The sequence below is a fragment of the Pseudomonas sp. SG20052 genome, assembly GCF_031766055.1.
Lineage (GTDB): Bacteria > Pseudomonadota > Gammaproteobacteria > Pseudomonadales > Pseudomonadaceae > Aquipseudomonas > Aquipseudomonas mandelii.
Genome location: NZ_CP134498.1, coordinates 2,083,436 through 2,106,327, shown reverse-complemented (window position 1 = coordinate 2,106,327; position 22,892 = coordinate 2,083,436). Strand labels below are relative to the sequence as shown.

2 protein-coding genes are annotated in these 22,892 nt (G+C 63.7%); both read right to left on the bottom strand.

Annotation, left to right across the window (positions count from 1 at the left end; all coding sequences use genetic code 11):
- Positions 1-126: 126 nt before the first annotated feature.
- Positions 127-11,889 (bottom strand): non-ribosomal peptide synthase/polyketide synthase, encoded by an 11,763-nt coding sequence (locus tag RHP74_RS09525; RefSeq protein WP_311099081.1) that lies wholly within the window; start codon positions 11,887-11,889, stop codon positions 127-129.
- The gene (locus RHP74_RS09520) at positions 11,889-22,856 is read right to left on the bottom strand and encodes a non-ribosomal peptide synthetase (protein ID WP_311099079.1); all 10,968 of its coding nucleotides are present in this window, start codon (positions 22,854-22,856) and stop codon (positions 11,889-11,891) included. The genes RHP74_RS09525 and RHP74_RS09520 overlap by 1 nt, the downstream gene beginning before the upstream one ends.
- Between the last annotated feature and the right edge of the window lie 36 nt (positions 22,857-22,892).

Genomic DNA, 22,892 nt, shown 5'->3' with positions numbered 1-22,892 from the left:
GACGAATCCTTTAAATAAACAAGTAAAAAAATGCGAGAAAAGCCGTGATCTGTAGGAGCGAGGCTTGCCCGCGAAGGCGTCCTTGAGATCGCCTTCGCGGGCAAGCCTCGCTCCTACAAAAATGAGTTACGCAATGGCCAAACGGCGTTCCAGTAAGTCCTCAAGCTCATCAAGCAACTCATCACCACGCAACAGCTCGTAGTGCCCGCCGGCCAACAGGCGATCAACGCCATGACTGCCGACCTGGGCCTCGAACACCCGACGTTCGTCGTCGCGCCCGGCCACCCACCAACGATGGGCCGAGGCCTTGATCGTCGGCAGTTGCCGATGCGCCAGCGCCAGTTGCTTGAGGCGTGAGCCGGTGGCGAAGATCTGCGTGAGCTCCCCCGCGCCCAATGCGGCTTGTTCATTGGAACCGTGCAAGGCGGCTTCAATCACGGCGGTGGAGCCCTCGCGTTCACTCAAGCCAGCGGCTTTGCGCGCAATCAACGCCTGAGCCTCATCGGCGGGCAAACCGAGCACAAACTTCAGGAAATCACCGAGGTCCTCGCGCCAGTCCCCCGCCTCGGCGGTGCCGGCCACGTAGCTGTCGACCAACCCGGCAAACGCCACGGTTTCACCTTGGCCTTCCAATTCGTGGGCAACCAACTGCGTCAACGCGCCGCCCAACGACCAGCCCAGCAAGTAATACGGTCCTTTGGCCTGCTGACTGCGAATCCGCTGCGCATAGGCTTGCGCCATGGCGAGCAGCGATTCGTCCTGCCAGTGCGGGTCAAGCAGCATGCGGCATTGCACGCCGTACACCGTGCGCCGTCCTTCCAGACGCCGGGCCAACGGTTCGTAGTCGAACACCGTACCGAAACCGGCGTGCAGGCAGAACAGCGCCAGCACATTCGGGATCCGCGCATTCAGCGCCAGCAAAGGGTCCGGCGCAGACGTGGGTTCGGTCACCTGATAACCACTGAGTTCGGCAATGCACGGTTTCTGCATCAGATCCCGCAGCTTCAACTCGAAGCCCAGTTGCGGCTGACTGCGCACCCGCGAGATGACTTTGAGCACCTGCAACGAGTCGCCGCCCAGTTCGAAGAAGTTGTCGTCGATGCCCACTTGCGGCACGCCGAGCACCTCTTGCCAGATCGCGGACAGCGCCTTTTCCAGATCGTTGCGCGGCGCGCGATAACCGCCCAGCGCCCATTCAGGCATTGGCAGTGCGCGACGGTCGAGCTTGCCGTTGGCCGACAGCGGAAAGCGTTCCAGCACCAGGATCCGTGGCGGCACCATGTAGTCCGGCAGTTGTGCTTGCAGCTCAGATTTCAAGCGACGATCCAGCCCGACAGCACCGGCCGCCACCACATAACCGACCAATTGCTTGCCGGTCGGCGTGTCGTGTACCACTACGGCGGCATCCTGCACCCCAACGCATTCGCGCAGACGCGCTTCGATCTCGCCCAGCTCGATGCGGAAACCACGGATCTTCACTTGCTGGTCAAGACGCCCCAGATATTCGATCAACCCGCACTCGCGCTGGCGCACCAGGTCGCCGGTGCGGTACATGCGGCCACCGGCCTCGAGCGGATCGGGGATGAAACGCTCGGCGCTCATGCCGGGATGCTGGTGGTAACCGCGCGCCAGGCATTCGCCGCCCAGGTACAACTCGCCGCTGACACCAACCGGCAGCGGATTGAGGTCGGTGTCCAGCACATACACACCACGCCCGGCCACGCCACGCCCAATCGGCGCATACGCCGCGTCGCAGGTTTCGCTGGCCTCGGCACGCCACAGCAGCGGCGTGACCACGGTTTCGGTCGGGCCATAACCGTTGACCAGACGCTGCGGACGCAAGGCGCGCTTGACCTGCTCGAAGCTCGCCTCCGGCACCGCATCACCGCCAAAGCAATACACCTCGACCGCCGGTGGATTGCCAAGGCGTTCGGCCACTTCGGCCATCTGTTGCAAGTAGGCCGGCGGGAAGCAGGCGACGGTGACGCCATGGCGCTGCATCACTTCGAGGGTTTGCTCCGGGGTCCATAAACTGTCCTCGCGGATCACCAGGCTGCCACCGGCCAGCATCACACTCAGCCAACGCTCCTGCGCACCGTCGAAGGCGAACGACATGAAGTGCAGCTCACGGCTGCGCGGTGCCAGTTCGTAGAGCTCGATGATGCCGCGGCAATGCCGGGCAATCGGCCCACGTGCCACCGCCACGCCTTTGGGCTGGCCCGTGGAACCGGAGGTGTAAATCAAATACGCCAAGTGCCCCGGCAACGGATTGGAAACCGGGCATTCAGCGTGATCTGTAACGCTCAACTGGTCGAGCAGCAGACGTGGCGGGCTGTCGGCCAGGGTCAGTCGATCCCCCAGATTGCTGTCACAGAGCAACAGGCTGGCCGCCGAATCGCTCAACATATAAGCCAGCCGCTCGGCCGGGTACGCGAGGTCCAAAGGCAGATACGCCGCCCCTGCTTTAAGCACCGCGAGGAACGCAACGATGGTGCGTTCGGAACGCGGCAACGCCACCGCCACCAGACTTTCCGGGCCGATGCCGCAGCCGATCAGTTGCTGCGCCAACCCATTGGCCTGCGCCTCAAGCTGTGCATAACTGACGTGCCGATCTTCGCAAATCAAGGCGATTTTCTGCGGCTGCGCTTTGACGTGTTGATTAAACGCGTGAAGCAAATCAGCGGTGTCATCTGACACCAGCGGCAGACTCAAACGCGCCTCAGGCAAGCCAATATTGCCAAGCAGACGCGTAGCATCCTCCGGCAACGCACGCAGCAATCCTTCCAACTGCGCACGAATCCGCTCGACTTCCACGTCACTGAAGCGATCACGCAGGAACAGGTACTCAACTTCCAGGCCTTCTTCGTTGGCGCTGACCATCAAGTCCATCGGGAAGTTGGTCACCCCGCCACTGCCGACTTCGGCAAAGCGCAGCTCGCCTTCCTCGCCGCCTTTCAGGGCGCGGTCCACCGGATGGTTTTCGAACACGATGATGCTGTCGAACAAACCCTGGCCACCCTGCCCGGCCCAGCGCTGAATGTCCGACAACGGCGTGTGTTCGTAGTCACGCACCATCAGGTTGTAATCCTGCAAGTCGCGCAGCCACTCGCCCACCGGCTGTTGCGGATCAAGGGTCTGAATCACCGGCAAGGTGTTGATGAACAGACCGAGCATGTCCTGCGCACCGGCCAACCCGGTCGGGCGCCCCGCCACCGTGGCGCCGAACGCGACACTGCGCTGGCCGCTGTGGCGTTGCAGCAGCAACAGCCACGCGCCTTGCACCAGCGTGTTCAGTGTCACGCGTTGACGCTTGGCGAAGCTGTGCAGTTTGCGCGTCGCCTCGGCGTCGAGGTGGCTGTACATCACGCCGTGGCCGGAACCAGCGGCACCGGAAGCTTTGGCCAGAATGGTCGGTTCTTCGAGCAGCGCCAGGCGCTCACGCCAGAAGCCTTCGGCTTGCGCGCCGTCCTGGCGTTGCAGCCAGGCGATGTAGTCGGCGTAGCGCCCGGTCAGGGTCGGCAGGCTGTCGTTGTGGTACAGGCGCAGCATGTCGCCCAGCAGACGCGAAGCGCTCCAGCCGTCGAGCAAGAGGTGATGGTAGATCCAGATCATCTGGTAACGGTCATCACCCAGGCGCACCAGGATGAAACGCATCAACGGCGGGCAACTCAGGTCAAAGCCCTTGGCCTGTTCCGCTGCGGCCAGTTCGCCCAGCGCCTGCTCGGTGTCGGAGCGGTCGCGCCAGTCGAGTTCTTCGATCGGCAACTCGACGTCGGCGAACACCGCTTGCAGCGGATCGGCCAAGCCATCGCGCCAGCGGAACGCGGCGCGCAGCACTTCATGCCGCTCGACCAGCGTCTGCCAGGCCGCGCGGAAACGCGGCACCTGCAAGCCGTCGACCGCCACGCTCAACTGGTTGACGTAGGGGTTGAGCTCCGGTGAATCCAGGCAATGGAACAACATGCCTTGCTGCATCGGCGACAGCGGATACAAGTCTTGCAGACCTTCACGGGCAGCGATGTCGATGTGCGGCACCAGTGAGAAAGCTTCGACGTTTGGCGCTTCGATCAATGTTGCTTCACGGCTGCTGGCCACGGAGGCCAAAGCACGAATGGTCTGCTGCTCGAACAGCTGCTTCGGACTGAACACCAGCCCACGCTGCCCGGCACGGCTCACCGCTTGCAGCGAAATGATCGAATCACCGCCCAGCTCAAAGAAGTTCTCGGTGACACCCACCGACTCCAGCCCCAGCAGTTCCTGCCAGATCTCAACCAGCAACACTTCGGCCGGTGTTGCGGCGGCCACGTGATCGTGGTTCTGCCGAGTGGCTTCCGGCGCCGGCAGGCCTTGGCGATCAAGCTTCCCGTTCGGCGTCAGCGGCAACGCGGCCAGGCACATCAAGTGCGCCGGCAACATGTGCGCCGGCAATCGGCTGCGCAGATGAGCCGTCAGCGCTTCACGCAGAGCCTGCTCATCGGCAAGCGGATCGCGGGGCACCACGTAACCGACCAACTGGCGGCTCACCGGACCTTCACGGTCGATCACGAACGATTCACGCACGCCTTCGTGTTCCAGCAGGCAGGCTTCGATTTCGCCGAGTTCGATACGGAACCCGCGAATCTTCACTTGCTGGTCGATACGGCCGAGGTATTCAACGACGCCATCGGCGCGGAACCGTGCGAGGTCGCCGCTGCGGTACAAACGCGCACCCGGCACGAATGGATCCGGCACGAAGCGTTCAGCGGTCAGGTCCGGACGTTGATGGTAACCCCGGGCGACGCCCTCGCCGCCCAGGTACAACTCGCCCGCGACGCCAACCGGCAGCGGCTGCAAGCCGCCATCCAGAATGTAGGCGCTGCGGTTGCCCACCGGCCGGCCAATCGGCATGAACGCCGAGTCGAACCCGGTATCCGGGTACGCCAGCCAGATCAGTGGCGTGATCACCGTTTCGGTCGGGCCGTAGCCGTTGATCAAGCGCTTGGGTTGCAGCACTTGCTGGACTTCATCGAACGCGTGCTTGGCCATGCCCTCGCCGCACGGGGTGTACGAACGGATCGGCAAATCACGCCCCGCTTCGCCCATGAAGTCGGCGATCTGCGACAGATAGGTCGGGGTAAAACAGGCAATGGTGATGCCGTGTTTTTCGATCTCGGCGCAGGTGCGCTCCACGCTCCACAACTCGTCATCGCGGGGCATGACTGCCGAACCGAACACCAGCGGCGTCAGCCAGCGTTCGTGGGCACCGTCGAAACTGATCGAGGCGAATTGCAACTCGCGATCATCCGGGGTCATGCCGTACAACTCGCCGATCGACAGGCAATGCATGGCCAGCGGACCGTGGGCCACACTGACGCCTTTGGGCCGCCCGGTGGAGCCTGAGGTGTAAATCAGGTACGCGAGGTTTTCGCCGCAGGTCAGGTTGACCGGGTTGGTGTCCGCCATGGACGCCAGCGGCTCGCGGTCGATTTCCAGCACCGGCAGGCCTTCGGGCAACGGCAGTTTTTCCCGCAGCCACGACTGACTGATCATCAGCGAAATGCCGCTGTCTTCCATCAGGTAACGCAGGCGTTCCGTCGGGTAAGCCGGGTCCAGCGGCACGTAGGCGCCGCCGGCCTTGAGGATCGCCAGCAGGCCGACGATCATTTCCGGTGAGCGCTGCATCGCCAGGCCAACGCGCACTTCCGGACCAATGCCCAGTGCGCGAAGACGATGGGCCAATTGGTTGGCGCGACGGTTGAGCTGATCGAAGCTCAATTGCAGATCGTTGAAGATCAGCGCGGTGGCGTCCGGGCGGATGACCGCTTGGGCCTCGATCAACTGATGCACACAGAGCGGGTTTTGCGCGGCCGTGAATGCCGGGTTCCATTCGACCAACTGTTGCGCGCGTTCCGGCGCGGTCAGCAGGTCCAGTTCACTCAATGCCGCGTTTGGCGCGGCGACCATCGCCGCCAGCAGCGCGGCCAGATGCTCGCTCATCCGAACAATCGCTTCGCCGCTGAAATGGGCGCACTGGTAACTCCAGTTCAGGCTCAATTGGCTTTCGGCGGTGGCCGCCAGGGTCAGCGGGAAGTTAGTGCGTTCATGGTTCTGCGGAACCGAGAAGCTCAAACCGGCCGGCGCGCCTTGTTGCAGCGCTTCGGCCACCGGGAAGTTTTCGAACACCAGCAGGCTGTCGAACAGCGGCTCACCGGCACGCCCGGCCCAGCGCTGAATGTCCCCCAATGCGGTGAATTCATGCTCACGCAGTTCGAGGTTTTGTGCCTGCAAACGGGTCAGCCACTGGCCGACGCTTTCCACCGCGTCCGGGCTGCTGATCACCGGCAAGGTGTTGATGAAGAGGCCGAGCTGGCTTTCGGCACCCGGCAAATCCACCGGCCGCCCCGCCACAGTCGCGCCGAACGCAACACTGCGCTGGCCGCTGTAGCGTTGCAGCAACAGTGCCCAGGCGCCTTGCACCAAGGTGTTGAGGGTGACTTTTTGCTGACGGGCAAACTCGCTGAAACGCTGGCTGGTGGCGCCATCGAAGGTCTGGCGATGGTCGGCAAACTCTACGGCCAACTGATTTTTACCGTCGCCATGGGCCAGGCTCTGCGCCAGTAACGTCGGGTTGTCGAGGGTCGCCAGCTGCTCGCGCCAGAAGACCTCGTCGGCATGAGCATCCTGACGTTGCAGCCAGCCGATGTAATCGGCGAAACGCCCGGTCGGCGCCTGCACATCCTGTCCGGCATAACGCTGCAAGACTTCGCTCAGCAGCAGCGAATTACTCCAGCCATCCAGCAACAGGTGATGGTGGGTGTAGATCAATTGCTGACGCTCATCGTCCAGCCGCACCAGGGTCAGGCGCATCAATGGCGCCCGGGTCGAATCGAGTTGCAGGCGCTCGTTGTCGATCAGTTCAATCAATGCGTCGGCCTGATCGCTGCGGCCACGCCAGTCGAGACACGTCATCGGCAGTTGCAGATGACGATGGACCACTTGCACCGGCGCTTCGAAACCGTCGGGGAAGTGGAAGCTGCTGCGCAGGATCGGATGGGTGTCGAGCACCGCTTGCCAGGCGCGGCCAAGACGCTCGGCGTCGAGGCCACGGGCTTGGACGCTGAGCTGATTGACGTAGGCGCCAGACGCCGATTCATAGAGGCTGTGGAACAACAGACCGGCCTGCATCGGCGACAGCGGATACAGGTCTTCAATCTGCGCCGGCGGCACCGGCAAGCCATCGAGTTGCGCCTGGGTCAGGCGCGCCAGCGGGAAGTCCGCCGGGGTCACGCCACCCGCACCGTCGCTCAGGCAATGGTCGATCAGCGCCAGCAATTCACGTTGGTAATCGGCGGCCAGCGCTTCGATTTCACGTTTGTCGAAGCATTCGCGGCTGAAGGTCCAGTCGAGTTTCAGTTCGCCGCCATACACCTGGCCGTCCACCGACAGCCAGTTCGGCAACGGTGCGTCCGCCGATTGCGCGGCACCGCTGGATTCCTTGGCCGGGGTGAACAGGGCGTCTTCGGCGAAGCTCTGGTCGAACTGCCCGAGGTAGTTGAACGTCACGCGTGCTTGCGGCAATCCGGCCAACGCCGCTTGGGTCGAGGCATCGCCCAGGTAGCGCAGCAGGCCGTAGCCCAGGCCTTTTCCGGGGATTTCGCGCAGTTGCTGCTTGATGGCCTTGATCGAGCCCGACAGGTCGGCGGTTGGCGTCAGGCGCACCGGAAACAGACTGGAGAACCAGCCAACGGTGCGGGTCAGGTCGATGTCGTCGAAAAGCTCTTCGCGACCATGGCCTTCGAGTTGAATCAGCGCCGAAGCGTCACCGGTCCAGCGGCTGAGGGTTCGGGCCAGCGCGGTCAGCAGCAGGTCGTTGACCTGTGTGCGGTAAATCGCTGGCGCCTGTTGCAGCAGCCTGGTGGTTTGATCGCGGTCCAGGCCGATGCTCACGCCTTGGCGCAGATGCCCGGCCTGACTGGCTTGGGCATTGGCGGCGGGCAGCGAATCATTGGCGACGCTCAGCTGCGCTTGCCACCAGTCCAGTTCGCTGGCAGCGGCTTCGGAGCGGGCGTAGGCGTCAAGTTTGTCGGCCCAGGCCTGGAAAGCGCTGGTCTTCGGTGGCAGGTCTTGCCCTTGATAAGCGGCTTGCAAATCTTCCAGCAACACCCGCCACGACACCCCGTCCACCGCCAGGTGATGGATCACCAACAGCAACCGCTGCGAACCATCCGCCTGAGCGATCAACGCGATGCGCAGCAGCGGACCGTCTTGCAGACTGAGGCTGCGCTGCGCCTCGTCGCACACCGATTCCAGCGAAGCATCGTTGGCCACGCGGGCGGTCCAGAGCATGTCGATCACATCGCAGCTGTCGGCCCCGACATAACGCGCCGACCATTGGCCATCGACCTGACTGAAGCGCAGACGCAGGGCATCATGCTGCTTGAGCAAACGTTGCAGCGCGGCTTGCAGGCGTGGCAATTCAAGGGTTTCGCGTGGTGTCAGCAGCACCGCCTGGTTCCAGTGCGCGCGTTGCGGGATCGGCTCGTCGAAGAACCAGCGCTGGATCGGCGTGAGGGTTTGCACACCTTCCACCGGCCCTTGCTGCGCCAGCGGTGCGGCCTGTTCCTTGACCACGGCGGCCAGGGCTTGCAAGGTTTGCTGCTGGAACAGGTCGCGGGGTTGCAGGCTCAGGCCGGCGCGACGCGCACGGCTGACCACCTGGATCGAAATGATCGAGTCGCCGCCCAGTTCAAAGAAATTGTCCTGACGCCCGACCTGCTCCACGCCCAGCACGTCCTGCCAGATCTGCGCCAGCACCTGTTCATGTTCGCTGCGTGGCGCTTCGAAGGCGCGTTGGCTGACCTGTGCGGTCGGCGCGGGCAGGCGTTTGCGCTCGAGTTTGCCGTTGGGGCTCAGGGGCATTTGCTCGATCAGCACGGTCTGCGCCGGCACCATGTAATCCGGCAGGCTCGCCAGCAAATGGCTTTTCAGGGTTTCACGCCAGGCGCCTTGTTGCTCGGCATCGGCGCTGACCAAGGCCCGGTCCTGCGGCACGATGTACGCGACCAACTGCTTGCCGCCCGGGCCATCGAGGGCCAACACTACGGCTTCCTGCACGTCCGCATGTTCTTGCAGGCGCGCTTCGATTTCGCCGAGCTCGATGCGCAAACCGCGAATCTTCACTTGGTGGTCGATGCGCCCGCAGTAGTCGATGGCACCATCAGCGCGATAGCGCGCCAGGTCACCGGTGCGGTACAGACGCTCGCCGCTGCCAAACGGATCGACCACGAAACGCTCGGCGGTCAGCGCGCCACGACGGTGGTAACCGCGCGCCAGGCCGACGCCGCCCAGGTACAACTCGCCCACCGCGCCCAGTGGCAACGGTTGCAGTTCGCTGTCGAGGATGCAGGTGCGCAAGTTGGCAATCGGCCGGCCAATCGGCACGCTGTCACGCCCTTCTTCCACGCAGGTCCAGTGGGTCACGTCGATGGCCGCTTCGGTCGGACCATAGAGGTTGTGGAGATTGGCTTGCGGCAGGCTGCGCAAGGTCTGGCGTTGCAGTTCCATCGGCAGCGCTTCACCGCTGCAAATGATCCGCTGCAACGAGGTGCAGGCCAGCGCTTCGTCGGCAGCGATGAACGCCGAGAGCATCGACGGCACGAAGTGCAGCGTGGTGATCGCCTGCTCGACGATCAACGCGGCCAGGCGTTGCGGATCACGGTGCTCGCCCGGCGCGGCGATCACCAGGGTGGCGCCCTTCATCAGCGGCCAGAAAAACTCCCACACCGACACGTCGAAACTGAACGGGGTCTTTTGCAGCACGCGGTCGCTCGGCTGCAAGTTGTAGGCTTGCTGCATCCACGCCAGACGGTTATGCAGCGCCACATGGCGGTTACCGGCGCCCTTGGGTTTGCCGGTGGAGCCGGAGGTGTAAATCACATAAGCGAGGTTTTCCGCGACCGCAAGGTTGGCCAGGTCAGTGCCCGGCAAGTCGTTCAGCCAATCGGTGTCGGCGTGCAGGCACAAGGTGCGCACGTTGTCCGGGGTCGGCAGTTGCGCCAGCAGATATTCCTGGGTCAGCAACAACGTAATGCCGCTGTCTTCGATCATGTAGCTCAGGCGATCAACCGGGTATTCCGGGTCCAGCGGCACGTACGCACCGCCCGCCTTGAGAATCGCCAGCAGGCCGACAACCATTTCAAACGAACGGTCGCAGGCAATCCCCACCAGCACGTCCGGGCCGACACCCTGGGCACGCAAGTGGTGGGCCAAACGGTTGGCGCGCCGGTTCAGCTCGGCGTAACTCAGGGACTGGTCCTGGAACACCAGCGCCGTCGCCTCTGGGTGTTCAACTACGCGTTTTTCGAAATGGCGCTGCACGCAGACTTCGCCCGGATAGGCCTGAGCGGTGTCGTTGAGCTCGTCGAGGATGCGCAGACGCTCATCGGCGTCCAGCAACGGCAACTCGGCGAGCGGGCATTGCGGGTTAGCCAGAACACCGGCCAACAAATTGCGCCAGTGCCGCGCGAGGTGCTCGATGCGTTCAGCGTCGAACAGATCGGTGGCGTAAGTCAGGCTGGCGAACAGTTTGTCGCCCTCCTCCTGGGTGTCCAGTTGCAGGTCGAACTGGGTGGTGTGCGCCGTGGCGTTCAATGCCTCGACGCGCAGGCCGGCGAGCAAGCCGCTGACCGCCGCCGGTTTGGCTTGCTGGTGGTTGAACATCACCTGGAACAGCGGGCTGTGACTGAGGCTGCGTTCACCTTGCAGCGCCTGCACCAGACGCTCGAACGGCAAGTCCTGATAATCCTGGGCATCCAGCGAGGCGGCGCGGGTCTGGTCGAGCAATTGGCTGAACGGCAGACGTCCGTCCAGTTCCGCACGCATCACCTGGGTGTTGACGAAGAACCCGATCAAGCCACGGGTTTCCGCGCGATTACGGTTGGCAATCGGCACACCGACACGCACGTCGGCCTGGCCGCTGTAGCGATAGAGCAAGGCCTGGAAGCTCGCCAGCAACAGCATGAACGGCGTGACACCGCGCTGCTTGGCCAGGCTCATCAGACCGCTGGCCAACGTGGCATCGAGGGCGAAATCCAGACGCGCACCGCGCTGGCTCGGTTGCGCCGGGCGCGGACGGTCGGTCGGTAATTCGAGCAGCGGTTGTTCGCTGCCCAGGCGGTCGCGCCACCAGTTGAGTTGACGTTCCAGCTCGCCCGCCTCCATCCAGCGTCGTTGCCACATCGCATAGTCTGAATACTGGATCGGCAGTGCCTCCAGCACCGTGTTCTGACCTTGGCAATGCGCGGCGTAGAGCCGGGAAAACTCTTCCACCAGCACGCCCATCGACCAGCCATCGGTGACGATGTGGTGCAAGGTCAGCAACAGCACGTGGTCTTCGGCATCAAGTTGCAACAGGCTGACCCGCAACAGCGGACCGTGTTGCAGATCGAACGGCCGGGCGATGTCCTGTTCGACGCTGTTCATCGCCTGATCGAAGCGCTGATCCTGAGGTTCGCCGCGCAGGTCGATCTGCTCGATGGGCAGCGAGGTGAACTCGGCCAGCGTCTGCACCACTTGCCCGTCGTCCTCGACGAACCGGCTGCGCAAACTCTGATGCCGCTGCAGCAGCCCATCGAAACTCTGCTGCAACGCAGCAACGTTCAGCGGCCCGTGCAAACGCAGCGCGGCCGGAATGTTGTACGCCGAACTGTGTGGATCAAGTTGCCAGAGGAACCATTGGCGCTGCTGCGCGTATGACAATTCGAACGTTGCTTGCAGCTCCGCAGCCGGCGGAATCGGCAACTGGCCGAAGCTCACGCCCTGCTCTTGCATGCGTTGCAGAAACTCGCGGCGCTTATCAGCCGGCAGGCCGGCGAAGCGGCTGGCGATACGCTGGGCAGTGGTGTGTTCCATCAGTTGATCTCCATCTCGTCGAGAAGCGACTCAAGCGCATCAAGACGTGCATCGTTGTCAGCCGGGGCGTGTTGCCCGGCCATGGCGGCATAAGCCTGAAGGTCGGTGGATTCGAACAGAGCGCGCAGCGGCAGCTCGATGCCCAGTTCCAGTTCCACACGGGCACTGGCCTGGGCCGCGAGCAATGAATGCCCGCCCAATTCAAAGAAGTTGTCGCGTCGGCCTATCTGCACCACGCCCAGCACGTCGGCCCAGATCGCGGCCAGTTGCTGTTCGAGGTCGCCCTCGGGGGCTTCGAACGGCCGTTGCCATTCCTGGGCATCGGGCACCGGCAGCGCCTTGCGGTCGAGCTTGCCGTTGCCGGTCAATGGCAAGGCATCCAGCAGCAACCAGTGGCTCGGCACCATGTAGTCCGGCAGTTCCACCTTGAGCGCGGTGCGCAGGTTGTCGCGCCAGGCGATCGGGTCATGCGGGGTTTGCTCGGCCACGACGTAGGCGCACAGCTGCGGCCCGCCGTCGCCGGCATGCACGCTCAACACCGCTTGGCGCACGCCCGGTTGGGCCAGCAGCGCGGCTTCGATTTCACCCAATTCGATGCGGAAACCGCGAATTTTTACTTGCTGGTCGATCCGGCCGAGGTAGTCGATGCTGCCATCGGCACGCTGACGCGCCAGGTCGCCGCTGCGATAAAGACGCTGCGAAGCCTCGAACGGGCTCGGCACAAAACGCTCGGCGGTCAGGCCGAAACGGCCGTGATAACCCCGCGCCAGACCGGCGCCGGCGATGTACAACTCGCCCGCCACACCCACCGGCACCGGTTGCAGCTGACTGTCGAGCAAGTACCAGCGCAGGTCGCGGATCGGCAGGCCAATCGGGCTTTGGGCCTTGCCGTCGAGGTCGGCCAGGCGGATTGCACGGTAGGTCACGTGCACCGTGGTTTCGGTGATGCCGTACATGTTGACCAGGGTTGGCTGTTGGTCGCCGAAGCGTTCGAACCAGGGACGCAGGCTCGCGACTTCGAGGGCTTCGCCACCGAAAATCACCTGACGCAACGCCATGCTTCGTGGGCTGGCACAGGCAATCGGCAACAACTGGCGGAACGCGCTCGGCGTCTGGTTCAACACCGTCACGCCCTCATCACAGAGCAAGCGATGGAATTGCTGCGGCTCGCGGCTGATGTCATACGGCACGATCACCAGACGCCCGCCGGTGCACAGCGAACCAAACAGCTCCCACACCGAGAAGTCGAAGGCGTAGGAATGGAACAGCGTCCAGACATCGTCCGGACCGAAGCCAAACTCGCCAGCCGTGGCCGTGAGCAGACGCCCGACGTTGCCATGGCTGAGCAATGCGCCTTTAGGACGACCGGTGGAACCGGAGGTGTAGATCACGTAGGCGAGGTTGTCCGGGGTCGCCAGCGCTGGCAGGTTGGCGTCACTGACCCCATCCAGCTGCAACGATTCCAGGCTCAGCACCTGCACGCCGTCTCGGGCCGGCAGACTGTCGATCAAGTGTTGCTGGGTCAGTAGCAGCGTGATGCCGCTGTCTTCGATCATGTAGCTCAGGCGTTCGGCCGGGTAATGCGGGTCGAGGGGCACGTAGGCGCCGCCGGCCTTGAGAATCGCCAGCAAGCCGATCACCAATGGCATCGCCCGCTCGGTGGCGATGCCCACGCGCACTTCTGGCCCGACGCCCTGCTCGCGCAGTGTGCGCGCCAAGCGGTTGGCCTGGGCGTTGAGTGCGGCGTAGGTCAATTGCTCGCCTTCGTAGACCAGGGCGACGGCATTCGGCCGTTGTGCGGCTTGCGCTTCGAACAACTGATGCAAGGTCGGCGACATCGGTTGCGCCTGGAATGCGGGGTTCCAGTGCTGCACCAAAGCCTCTTGCTGCGACCCGTCAATCAGGGGCAGTTCGGCGACGCGTTGCTGCGGATCGCTGACCACCGCGCGCAGCAGGTTCAGCCACTGCTCGCCAAGGCGCTGCATCGACGCTTCGTCATACACATCCGTGGCATAGGTCAGGCTGGCATCCAGTGCTTCGCCCTGCTCCTGAGTATCGAGGATCAGATCGAATTGCGTGGTGTGTTGCTGCCAGTGCAGACGCTCGACGTTCAGGTCGGCAACCGTGCGTTCGACACTCGCGCCCAACGGCTGCTGATGGTTGTAGAGCACCTGGAACAACGGGCTGTGATTGAGGCTGCGGTCCGGTTGCAAGGCGTCGACCAGCTGCTCGAACGGCAAGTCCTGATTCGCTTGCGCGCCCAATGCAACCTGTTTGACCTGTTGCAACAAGGTGCTGAACGGCTGCTGCCCATCGATCTCGGCACGCAGCACCTGGGTGTTGATGAAGAAGCCGATCAGGCCTTCGGTTTCGAGACGCGAACGACCGGCGCTCGGCACGCCAACGTTGATGCGCGACTGCCCGCTCTGGCGATGCAGCAAGGTCTGGAAACTCGCCAGCAACAGCATGAACAACGTCACTTGCTGTTCCTGGGCGCGTTGACGTAAACCGGCGAGCAACTCGCGATCCACGTTGAGCATCAGGCTGGCACCGCGCTCGCTGCGGCGGGCCGGACGGGTCAGTTCGCTGGGCAATTCCAGCGGCGCCTGGCTGCCGGCCAGTTGCTCACGCCACCACGTCAGTTGACGTGCACCCTCGCCCGCTTCCAGCCAGTCGCGCTGCCAGCGGGCGTAGTCGCTGTAGTTCACCGGCAGGTCAGCCAAATCGGCGGCGCGACCGCTGGCGGCCGCCTGATACAAGGAGCTGAACTCATCGACCATGACCTGCATCGACCAGCCGTCGGCAGCGATGTGATGGACGGTGAGGACCAGCACGTGTTCGTCGGTGTTCACTTGCAGCAGCAACATGCGCCATAGCGGACCGTTGCGCAGGTCGAACGGACGGGCGATTTCTTCGGCCACGGCCGTGTCGACCGACACCTGATCGAGTGTGCGTTCCTCCAGTTGCAACGCCAGATTGTCGTGCAGCACCGCACGTGCCTGCTGACCATCTTGTTCGAAGGTCGTGCGCAGGGTTTGGTGACGGTCCTGCAACCGGGCGAAGGCTTCGCGCAGGGCTTCGCGGTTGAGCGGGCCTATGAGGCGCAGTGCGGCAGGAATGTTGTAGGCCGGGCTTTGCGGGTCCAGTTGCCAGAGAATCCATTGGCGCTGTTGGGCATAAGACAAAACCTGCGGCTGATCGATCACGGCACGTTGTAGCAAAGGTTGACCGCTGACATTTGCCAGCGCGGCACGCCCGGCAAATTCCGCCAGGTTCGCAGCGGAGAACAGGCTGCTCACCGACAGTTCGAGCTGCAACTGTTGCCGCACCCGCGAGATCACCTGAAGCACCAGCAACGAGTGCCCGCCGAGCGCGAAGAAGTTGTCGTTGCGGCCAACTTGCCCGACCTGCAACACGTCCTGCCAGATCAGCGCGAGTTGAGCTTCCAGCCCTTCGACCGGGGCCACGAAGTCACGCTGGGCATCGCCAGCTTCAGCACGCGGCAAGGCTTTGCGATCCAGTTTTCCGTTGTTGTTGAGCGGCAGCTTCGGCAGCAGGACCAAGTGATTCGGCACCATGTATTCCGGCAGCGACTGATGCAGAGCGGCTTTCAGGCCTTCCAGATAATCAACTTCGGACGACAGCGAATCGCCGGCCACGATGTACGCCACCAGTTGCGTGCCGTCCTGGGCGATGACCGCCGCTTCACGCACGTCTTCACGGGCTTGCAGGCAGGCTTCGATCTCGCCCATTTCGATGCGGAAACCGCGGATCTTCACTTGATGGTCGATGCGGCCGACGTATTCCAGCTGCCCTTGAGCGTTGTAGCGCGCCAGATCGCCGCTGCGGTACAGACGCGCGCCCGGTTCACGGGCAAACGGGTCCGGCAGGAAACGTTCAGCGGTCAGCGCCGGACGATTGAAGTAGCTTTGCGCGAGGCAGGCCGGGGCGCCGATGCACAGTTCGCCGACACCGCCGGACGGCAGCAACTGACCCGCCGCATCCAGCACATACAGCGCACGACCGGCGATGGCACGACCAATCGGAATGCCAAACGCATCGCTGGCATCGTCGAGACGGCACTCATGCACGCTGGACACCACAGTCGCTTCGGTCGGGCCATAGGTGTTGAGCAGTCGCATGTGGCTCAATCCGGCCTGATGCCACAGGCGCAAACCTTCGACCGACATCGCTTCGCCTCCGACGTGGACCTGGCGCAAAGCACCGAGACCGCTGACCACGCCGCTCGCGCATTCGCGAGCGAGCAAGTACCAGTAAGCGGCCGGCAAGTCCGCCACGGTCACGCCGTGCTGGACGATTTCGGCGGCGAGGCGACCGGCGTCCCACACGTCATCGCCGCGCATGATCAACGCCGCGCCGACGCACAACGCCGGGAAACATTGCTCGACGAAACCGTCGAAGCTGAAGGTCGCGAATTGCAACACCCGGTCCGACGCCGACAGCACCGAATAGTCGGCGGCGCTCTGGCAAAACTCGCGCAACGCGGCATGGGCGATGGCCACGCCTTTGGGTTGGCCGGTGGAGCCGGAGGTATAGATGATGTAGGCCAGATCGCCGGCGACCGCGTGGTGGTGCGGATTGCTGTCGGGGTAGTCGGTGCCGTCCTCAAGGCTGAGACGGCGCACGCCCGGCACCTCCTCCAGCAGACCGGATTCGCACAGCAGCACGTCGAGACGGCTGTCATCGATCATGTAGGCCAGACGTTCGTTCGGGTATTTCGGATCGAGCGGCACGTAGGCGGCGCCACTTTTGAGCACCGCCAGCAGGCTGACGATCAGCTGCGGACCACGGTGCAGCGCCAGGCCGACACGCTTGCCCGGACCGGCACCGTTGGCCATCAGACGATGGGCCAGACGGTTGGCCTGGGTGTTCAATTGCGCGTAGCTCAGGGACTGGCCGTCAACCTGCAACGCCAGCGCGACCGGGGTCGCGGCGGCCTGCGCGGCGATCTGCTCGTGGGCCAGAAGTGTTGTGGACAACTCGATTGTCGGCGGTTGGCTGATCGCGAGCAGCGCGTTTTTGCCGTCGACGTCGAGCAGTTCCAGCGCGCCAAGTGCGGCGTCCGACTGGGTGACAAGTTGCATCAGCAGGTGCTGCAAATTGGCCGACAAGCCGGCAACTTGCGCCGCGCTGAAACGCGCGGCGTCGTAGCTGAAGTCCAGGCTCAGGCCTTCGCCCAACTCGATGCCCAACGTCAGCGGATAGTGGGTGCGCTCGTGATTGTGCAAATTGCCGAACGACAACCCGGCCGGTGCGCCCTGTTTCAACGCTTCGGCCACCGGGAAGTTTTCGAACACCAACAGGCTGTCGAACAGCGCCGCCCCCTGCTGCCCCGCCCAGCCCTGAATGTCGTAAAGCGGCACGTGCTCGAACTCGCGCATGGCCAGGTTCAGCCCTTGCAGCTCGCCCAGCCATTGGCTGACGGTGCAATCCGGCTTCATCGCACAGACCAGCGGCAACGTATTGATGAATAAGCCGAGTTGCGCTTCGATCCCCGGCAACGGCGCCGAACGCCCGGCAACCGTGGCCCCAAACACCACGCAATCCTGGCCGGTGCAGCGATGCAGCAACAGGCTCCACGCCCCTTGCAGCACGGTGTTGAGCGTGACTTTCTGCTGGCGGGCGAACTCGATCAGACGCTGGGTGGCGCGGCTATCAAGGGCGACGCGGAATTCCTCGCTGCCCTCGGCGCCCACTGGCGGACGCAAGGCTTCGGCCAGCAAGGTCGGCGCTTCCAGCGGTGCCAAAACGGCTTTCCAGAACTGCTCGCCTTCGGCAGCCGATTGCTGCTGCAACCAGCCCAGATAATCACGGTATTGCCCGGTCGGTGCCGGCAGCGCCTTGCCAGTGGCGTAATGCTGGATCACTTCGGCGAGCAACTGCGCGTTGCTCCAGCCGTCCATCAAAATATGGTGGCTGGTGTAGATCAGGTGCCAGTCATTGGCGCCCATGCGCACCAGCTTCAAGCGAAACAGCGGCGCACTGCCCAATTCAAAACCTTGGGCACGTTCGGCGTCGGCCAGCGTATCGGTGTCGGTGGCGTCCAGCACTTCAAGCGGCAACGCGACGTGGCGGACAATCGCCTGATGCGCGGTGTCGAGGCCTTGCCAGTGGAAGCGGCTGCGCAGGATGTCGTGACGCTCCAGCGCGGTTTGCCAGGCCTGAGCGAATCGCTGCGGATCGAGGCCCTGGATGTCCAGACGTAACTGACTGATGTAGGCGCCGACTTGCGGTTCGTACAGCGTGTGGAACAGCATGCCCTGCTGCATTGGCGACAGGGGATACAGGTCTTTAAGGGTCGCGACCGACAATTCGTCGAGTTGCACCTGACTGATGCGCGCCAACGGGAAATCCGACGGCGTGGCCTGAGGCACTTCAACGCCGCAGCAGTGTTCGATCAGCGCGTTGAGTTCTTGGTTGTAATCGTCCGCCAGACGCTGGATGGTCGCGGTGTTGAACATCTCGCGACTGAAACCCCAGCTCAGCGCCAACTCGCCACCGTAGACCTGGCCTTCGACCGTCAGCCAGTTGCCCAGCGGCGCCGACGGATCCTGGGCCACGCCATTGCCTTCGGTGGACGGCACGAACAGCGCGGCGTCGTCGAACTGGCGGTCGAACTGCCCGAGGTAGTTAAAGGTGATGCGCGGTTGCGGCAACGCGGCCAGTTCGGCGCGCATCGCCGGGGCGCCGAGGTAACGCAGCGCGCCGTAGCCGAGGCCTTTGTCCGGCACGGCACGCAGTTGTTCCTTGATGGTCTTGATCGACGCGCCGAGGTCAACCGACGGCGTCAGGTTGACCGGGAACAGGCTGGTGAACCAGCCGACGGTGCGGGTCAGGTCGATGTCGTCAAACAGGTCTTCACGACCATGGCCTTCGAGCTGAATCAGCGTGCTGCCCTGCCCGCTCCAGCGGCACACCGACCGTGCCAGCGCGGTCAGCAGCAGGTCGTTGACCTGGGTGCGATATGCCGCCGGAGCCTGTTGCAGCAATTTGCGGGTTTGCTCGGCGTCGAGTTTGATTTCGAGTTTGTGCTCAAAGCGGTTTTGCAGCGCGCCGTTCGGACGGTCACACGGCAAATCGGTCGGCGCGTCGCGCAGCTGGGCCTGCCAGTGACCGAGGCTGTTTTCAAACGCTGGCAAATGATCTTGCAGACGGGCGACCCAGCGTTGATACGTGCTGGTTTTCACCCTCTTCACGGCGCTGCCGCTGTAGAACTGCTGCAGATCGTCCAGCAACACGCGCCAGGAAACACCGTCCACCGCCAGGTGATGGATGACCAGCAGCAAACGCTGAGAACCGTCCGCCATCGCCACCAGCAGCGCCCGGATCAACGGGCCATTTTGCAGATCAAGACTGCGTTGGGCTTCATCGCACAGCGCGTTGAGTGCTTCGACCGATTGCGCCTGACGCTGCCACAACACTGACTCGGTGGTCGGCGCCGCATAGACCTGCTGCCAGCCTTCAGCGGTCTGCTCGTAACGCAGGCGCAAGCTGTCGTGATGCGTCAGCAACTGCTCAAGCGCGCGGTCCAGCGCCTCGACGTTCAACGCCTCGCGCGGCACCAGCAACAGCGACTGGTTCCAGTGCTGACGCTCGGGAATTGCTTGCTCGAAGAACCCCTGTTGCACCGGCGCCAACGCCACCGCGCCACTCGCCGGTCCTTGGTCGATCAGCGTTTGCTCGCCGCTGCGGGCAGCCTGGGCCAGGCTGCGGACGGTCTGGTGCTGGAACAGGTCCTTGGGGCTCAACACGATCCCGGCCTGGCGCGCACGGCTGACCACTTGCATCGAGACGATGGAGTCGCCGCCCAGTTCAAAGAAGTTGTCTTCAAGGCCGACGTTGTCGATGGCCAGCACGTCCTGCCAGATCGCGGCGAGGGCTTTTTCCATCGTTGTGCGCGGTGCGACGTGCTCGCGCTGTTGCTGCGCGCCGTCAATCGCCGGCAAGGCCTTGCGGTCGAGTTTGCCGTTGGGGGTCAGCGGCAGCTGCGCGAGGAACAGCAGGAACGCCGGGACCATGTAGTCCGGCAGGTGTTGGCGCAATGTCGCTTTCAGGGTTTCACGCAGGGTGGCTTGCGCATCGGCGTCATCGAGCAACGCCGGATCGGTCGGCACGATGTAGGCCACCAGTTGCTGCCCGTTGACGCCGTCCTGCGCCAACACAGCCAGTTCGCGCACGTCCGCTTGCTGCAACAGCCGTGCTTCGATTTCGCCCAGCTCGATACGGAAGCCACGGACCTTGACCTGATGGTCGATGCGCCCGACGTATTGCAGCGACCCGTCGACCTGATAACGGGTCAAGTCGCCGGTGCGGTACAAGCGCTCGCCGTTGCTGGCGAACGGGTTCGGCACGTATTTTTCGGCAGTCATGCCTGGGCGTGCGAGGTAACCGCGGGTGATGCCGGCGCCCGCCAGGTACAGCTCGGCGGACACGCCTTGGGGCACCGGTTGCAGGTCGGCGTCCAGCAAATAGCTGGCGGTGTGCTTGAGGGGACGGCCGATGTTCGCGCGACCGCCCGCTGCACGGCGGGTCCAGGTCGAATAGGTGGTGTCCTCCGACGGCCCGTACAGATCGTAGACGTGTGCGACGGTCGACTGCTCATACAACGCGTCCACCAGGCTCTGCTTCAGCGGCTCGCCGGCGAGGTTGATGATGCGCACGCTCGGCGGGATCTGTCCGTCGCGCTGCAAGGCGTTGATTGCCGACGGCACGGTGTTGATCAGGCGCACCTGATCCCGGGCCGGCAGTTGCGGCAACTCCAGGGCGTTGCGGGCGATGATCACCGAGCCGCCGTTGGCCAGGATCACAAACAGCTCCCATACCGACAGGTCGAAGCACACCGAGGTCGAGGCCAGCACGCCCTGGATGTCTTCGCGGCTGTACACCGATTTAGACCAGTCGATCAGCGCCAGCACGTTGCGATGGGCGATGGCCACGCCCTTGGGTTTTCCGGTGGAGCCGGAGGTGTAAATCACGTAGGCCAGGTTGTCCGGCGTGACGCGGGTGACCGGCGCGCTGCTCGGGTAAGCGGCCCAGGTCATATCGTCCATCAGCAACACCGGGGTATCGGCTGCCACGGCCAATGTCGCGGCGACCGAATGCTCGGTCAGCAGCATCAGGGCGCGGCTGTCTTCGAGCATGTAGGCGACGCGTTCGGCCGGGTAATCCGGGTCCAGTGGCACGTAGGCGCCACCGGCCTTGAGGACGGCAAGCAGCGCGACCAGCAAGCTGTCGGAACGCTGCATCGCCACGCCGACCCGGACTTCCGGACCGACACCCAGTTCGATCAGCCGGTGGGCCAGGCGATTGGCCTGAGCGTCGAGTTCGGCGTAGGTCAGATGCTGGGTGGCGAAGGTCACCGCCAACGCGTCCGGGCTGTCCGCAACTTGCTGGCTGATCAGTTCATGAATGCACAAATCCTGCGCGAAGCTTTCGTCAGCGCGATTCCAGTCATGCACGATGCGCTGGTATTCAGTGCTTTCCAGCAGCGGCAGATCGCTGATGTGCTGCTGCGAATCGCTGACCATGCCCTGCAATAGATGCGTCCAGTGCTGCGCCATGCGCGCGATGGTCGCGGCGTCGAACAGGTCGTTGGCGTAGGTCAGCGCCGCGTGCAGTTTGCCGCCCTTTTCATACGTATCGAGGGTCAGGTCGAACTGCGTGGTGCGCCCTTCCCACTCGATTACGCCCAGCGCCAGGCCGGAGGCGGTGCTGACCGTGGAAATGTCCGCGACCTGAGGCTGGTGGTTGTACATCACCTGGAACAGCGGCGTGTGGCTGAGGCTGCGTTCCAGTTTCAGCGCCTCGACCAGGCGCTCGAATGGCAGGTCCTGATGGGCCTGGGCGCCAAGGGCGGTTTCCTTGATGGCGCGCAGCAACTCGTCGACGCGGGTCTGACCATCGAGCTTCGTGCGCAACACCTGGGTGTTGACGAAGAAGCCGATCAGGCCTTCGATCTCGGCGCGGTTACGGTTGGCAATCGGCACGCCGACGCGGATGTCGGTCTGCCCGGTATAGCGATGCAGCAGCGCGTTGAAGGCGCCGAGCAACAGCATGAACAGGGTGACGCTGTGTTTCTGCGCCGTGGCCCGCAGTTGCTCGGCCAGTTGCGGGTCGACCGCAAACTCGTAACGGGTGCCGCGATAGCTCGGCATCGCCGGGCGCGGGTGATCGGTGGGCAGTTCCAGCACCGGGTGCTCATCACCCAGTTGCGCTTGCCAGTAGTCGAGTTGACGCGCCTGTTCGCCCGCCTCGAGCCAGCGGCGTTGCCACAATGCGTAGTCGCTGTACTGGATCGGCAATGGCGCGATTTGCGGTTGCGCGCCCGCCTCAAAGGCGTCGTAGCAGCGGATGAATTCGTCGATCAGCACGTTCATCGACCAGCCATCGGACACGATGTGGTGCAGGGTCAGCAGCAGGACGTGTTCCTGCTCGGCGAGCTTGAGCAAAGTGACGCGCAGCAGCGGGCCGACTGACAGATCAAACGGCAACACCGATTGCTGCTCGGCTGCCTTGGCAACTGCCACTTCGCGCTCCGTGGCTGGCAAGGCGCTGAAATCCACATGATCGATGACCAGCGGCGCGCTGGCCGGCACTTGCAGCAACGTGTCGTCGGCCTGGCGCTGGAACACCGTGCGCAGGGTTTCGTGGCGCGCCACCAGGCTGGCGAAGGCTTGCTCCAGCGCCGGCAGGCTCAAACGCCCGGTCAGGCGCACCGCACCGGGCAGGTTGTAGGCGCCGCTTTGTGGGTCCAGTTGCCAGAGAAACCACATGCGTTGCTGGGCGTACGACAGCGCCCGGCGATCTTCGGCGTCGACGCCGGCTGGAATGGGGAACCGGGCGAAATCAACGCCTTCCTTTTGCAAGGCCGCAAGGAACATCTGGCGCTTTTCCAGGGGCAACCCGATAAACCGGCGAGCAAGTTTCAAGGAGTCTTCAGCATTCATTTCTAAGCATCCGGATCAGTGGCGGGAAGCACAAAG

What these genes read in the sequence shown, in the direction of transcription:
- RHP74_RS09525 (WP_311099081.1), bottom strand. Translation starts at nt 11,889, where the DNA reads ATGGAACACACCACTGCCCAGCGTATCGCCAGCCGCTTCGCCGGCCTG.
- RHP74_RS09520 (WP_311099079.1), bottom strand. Translation starts at nt 22,856, where the DNA reads ATGAATGCTGAAGACTCCTTGAAACTTGCTCGCCGGTTTATCGGGTTG.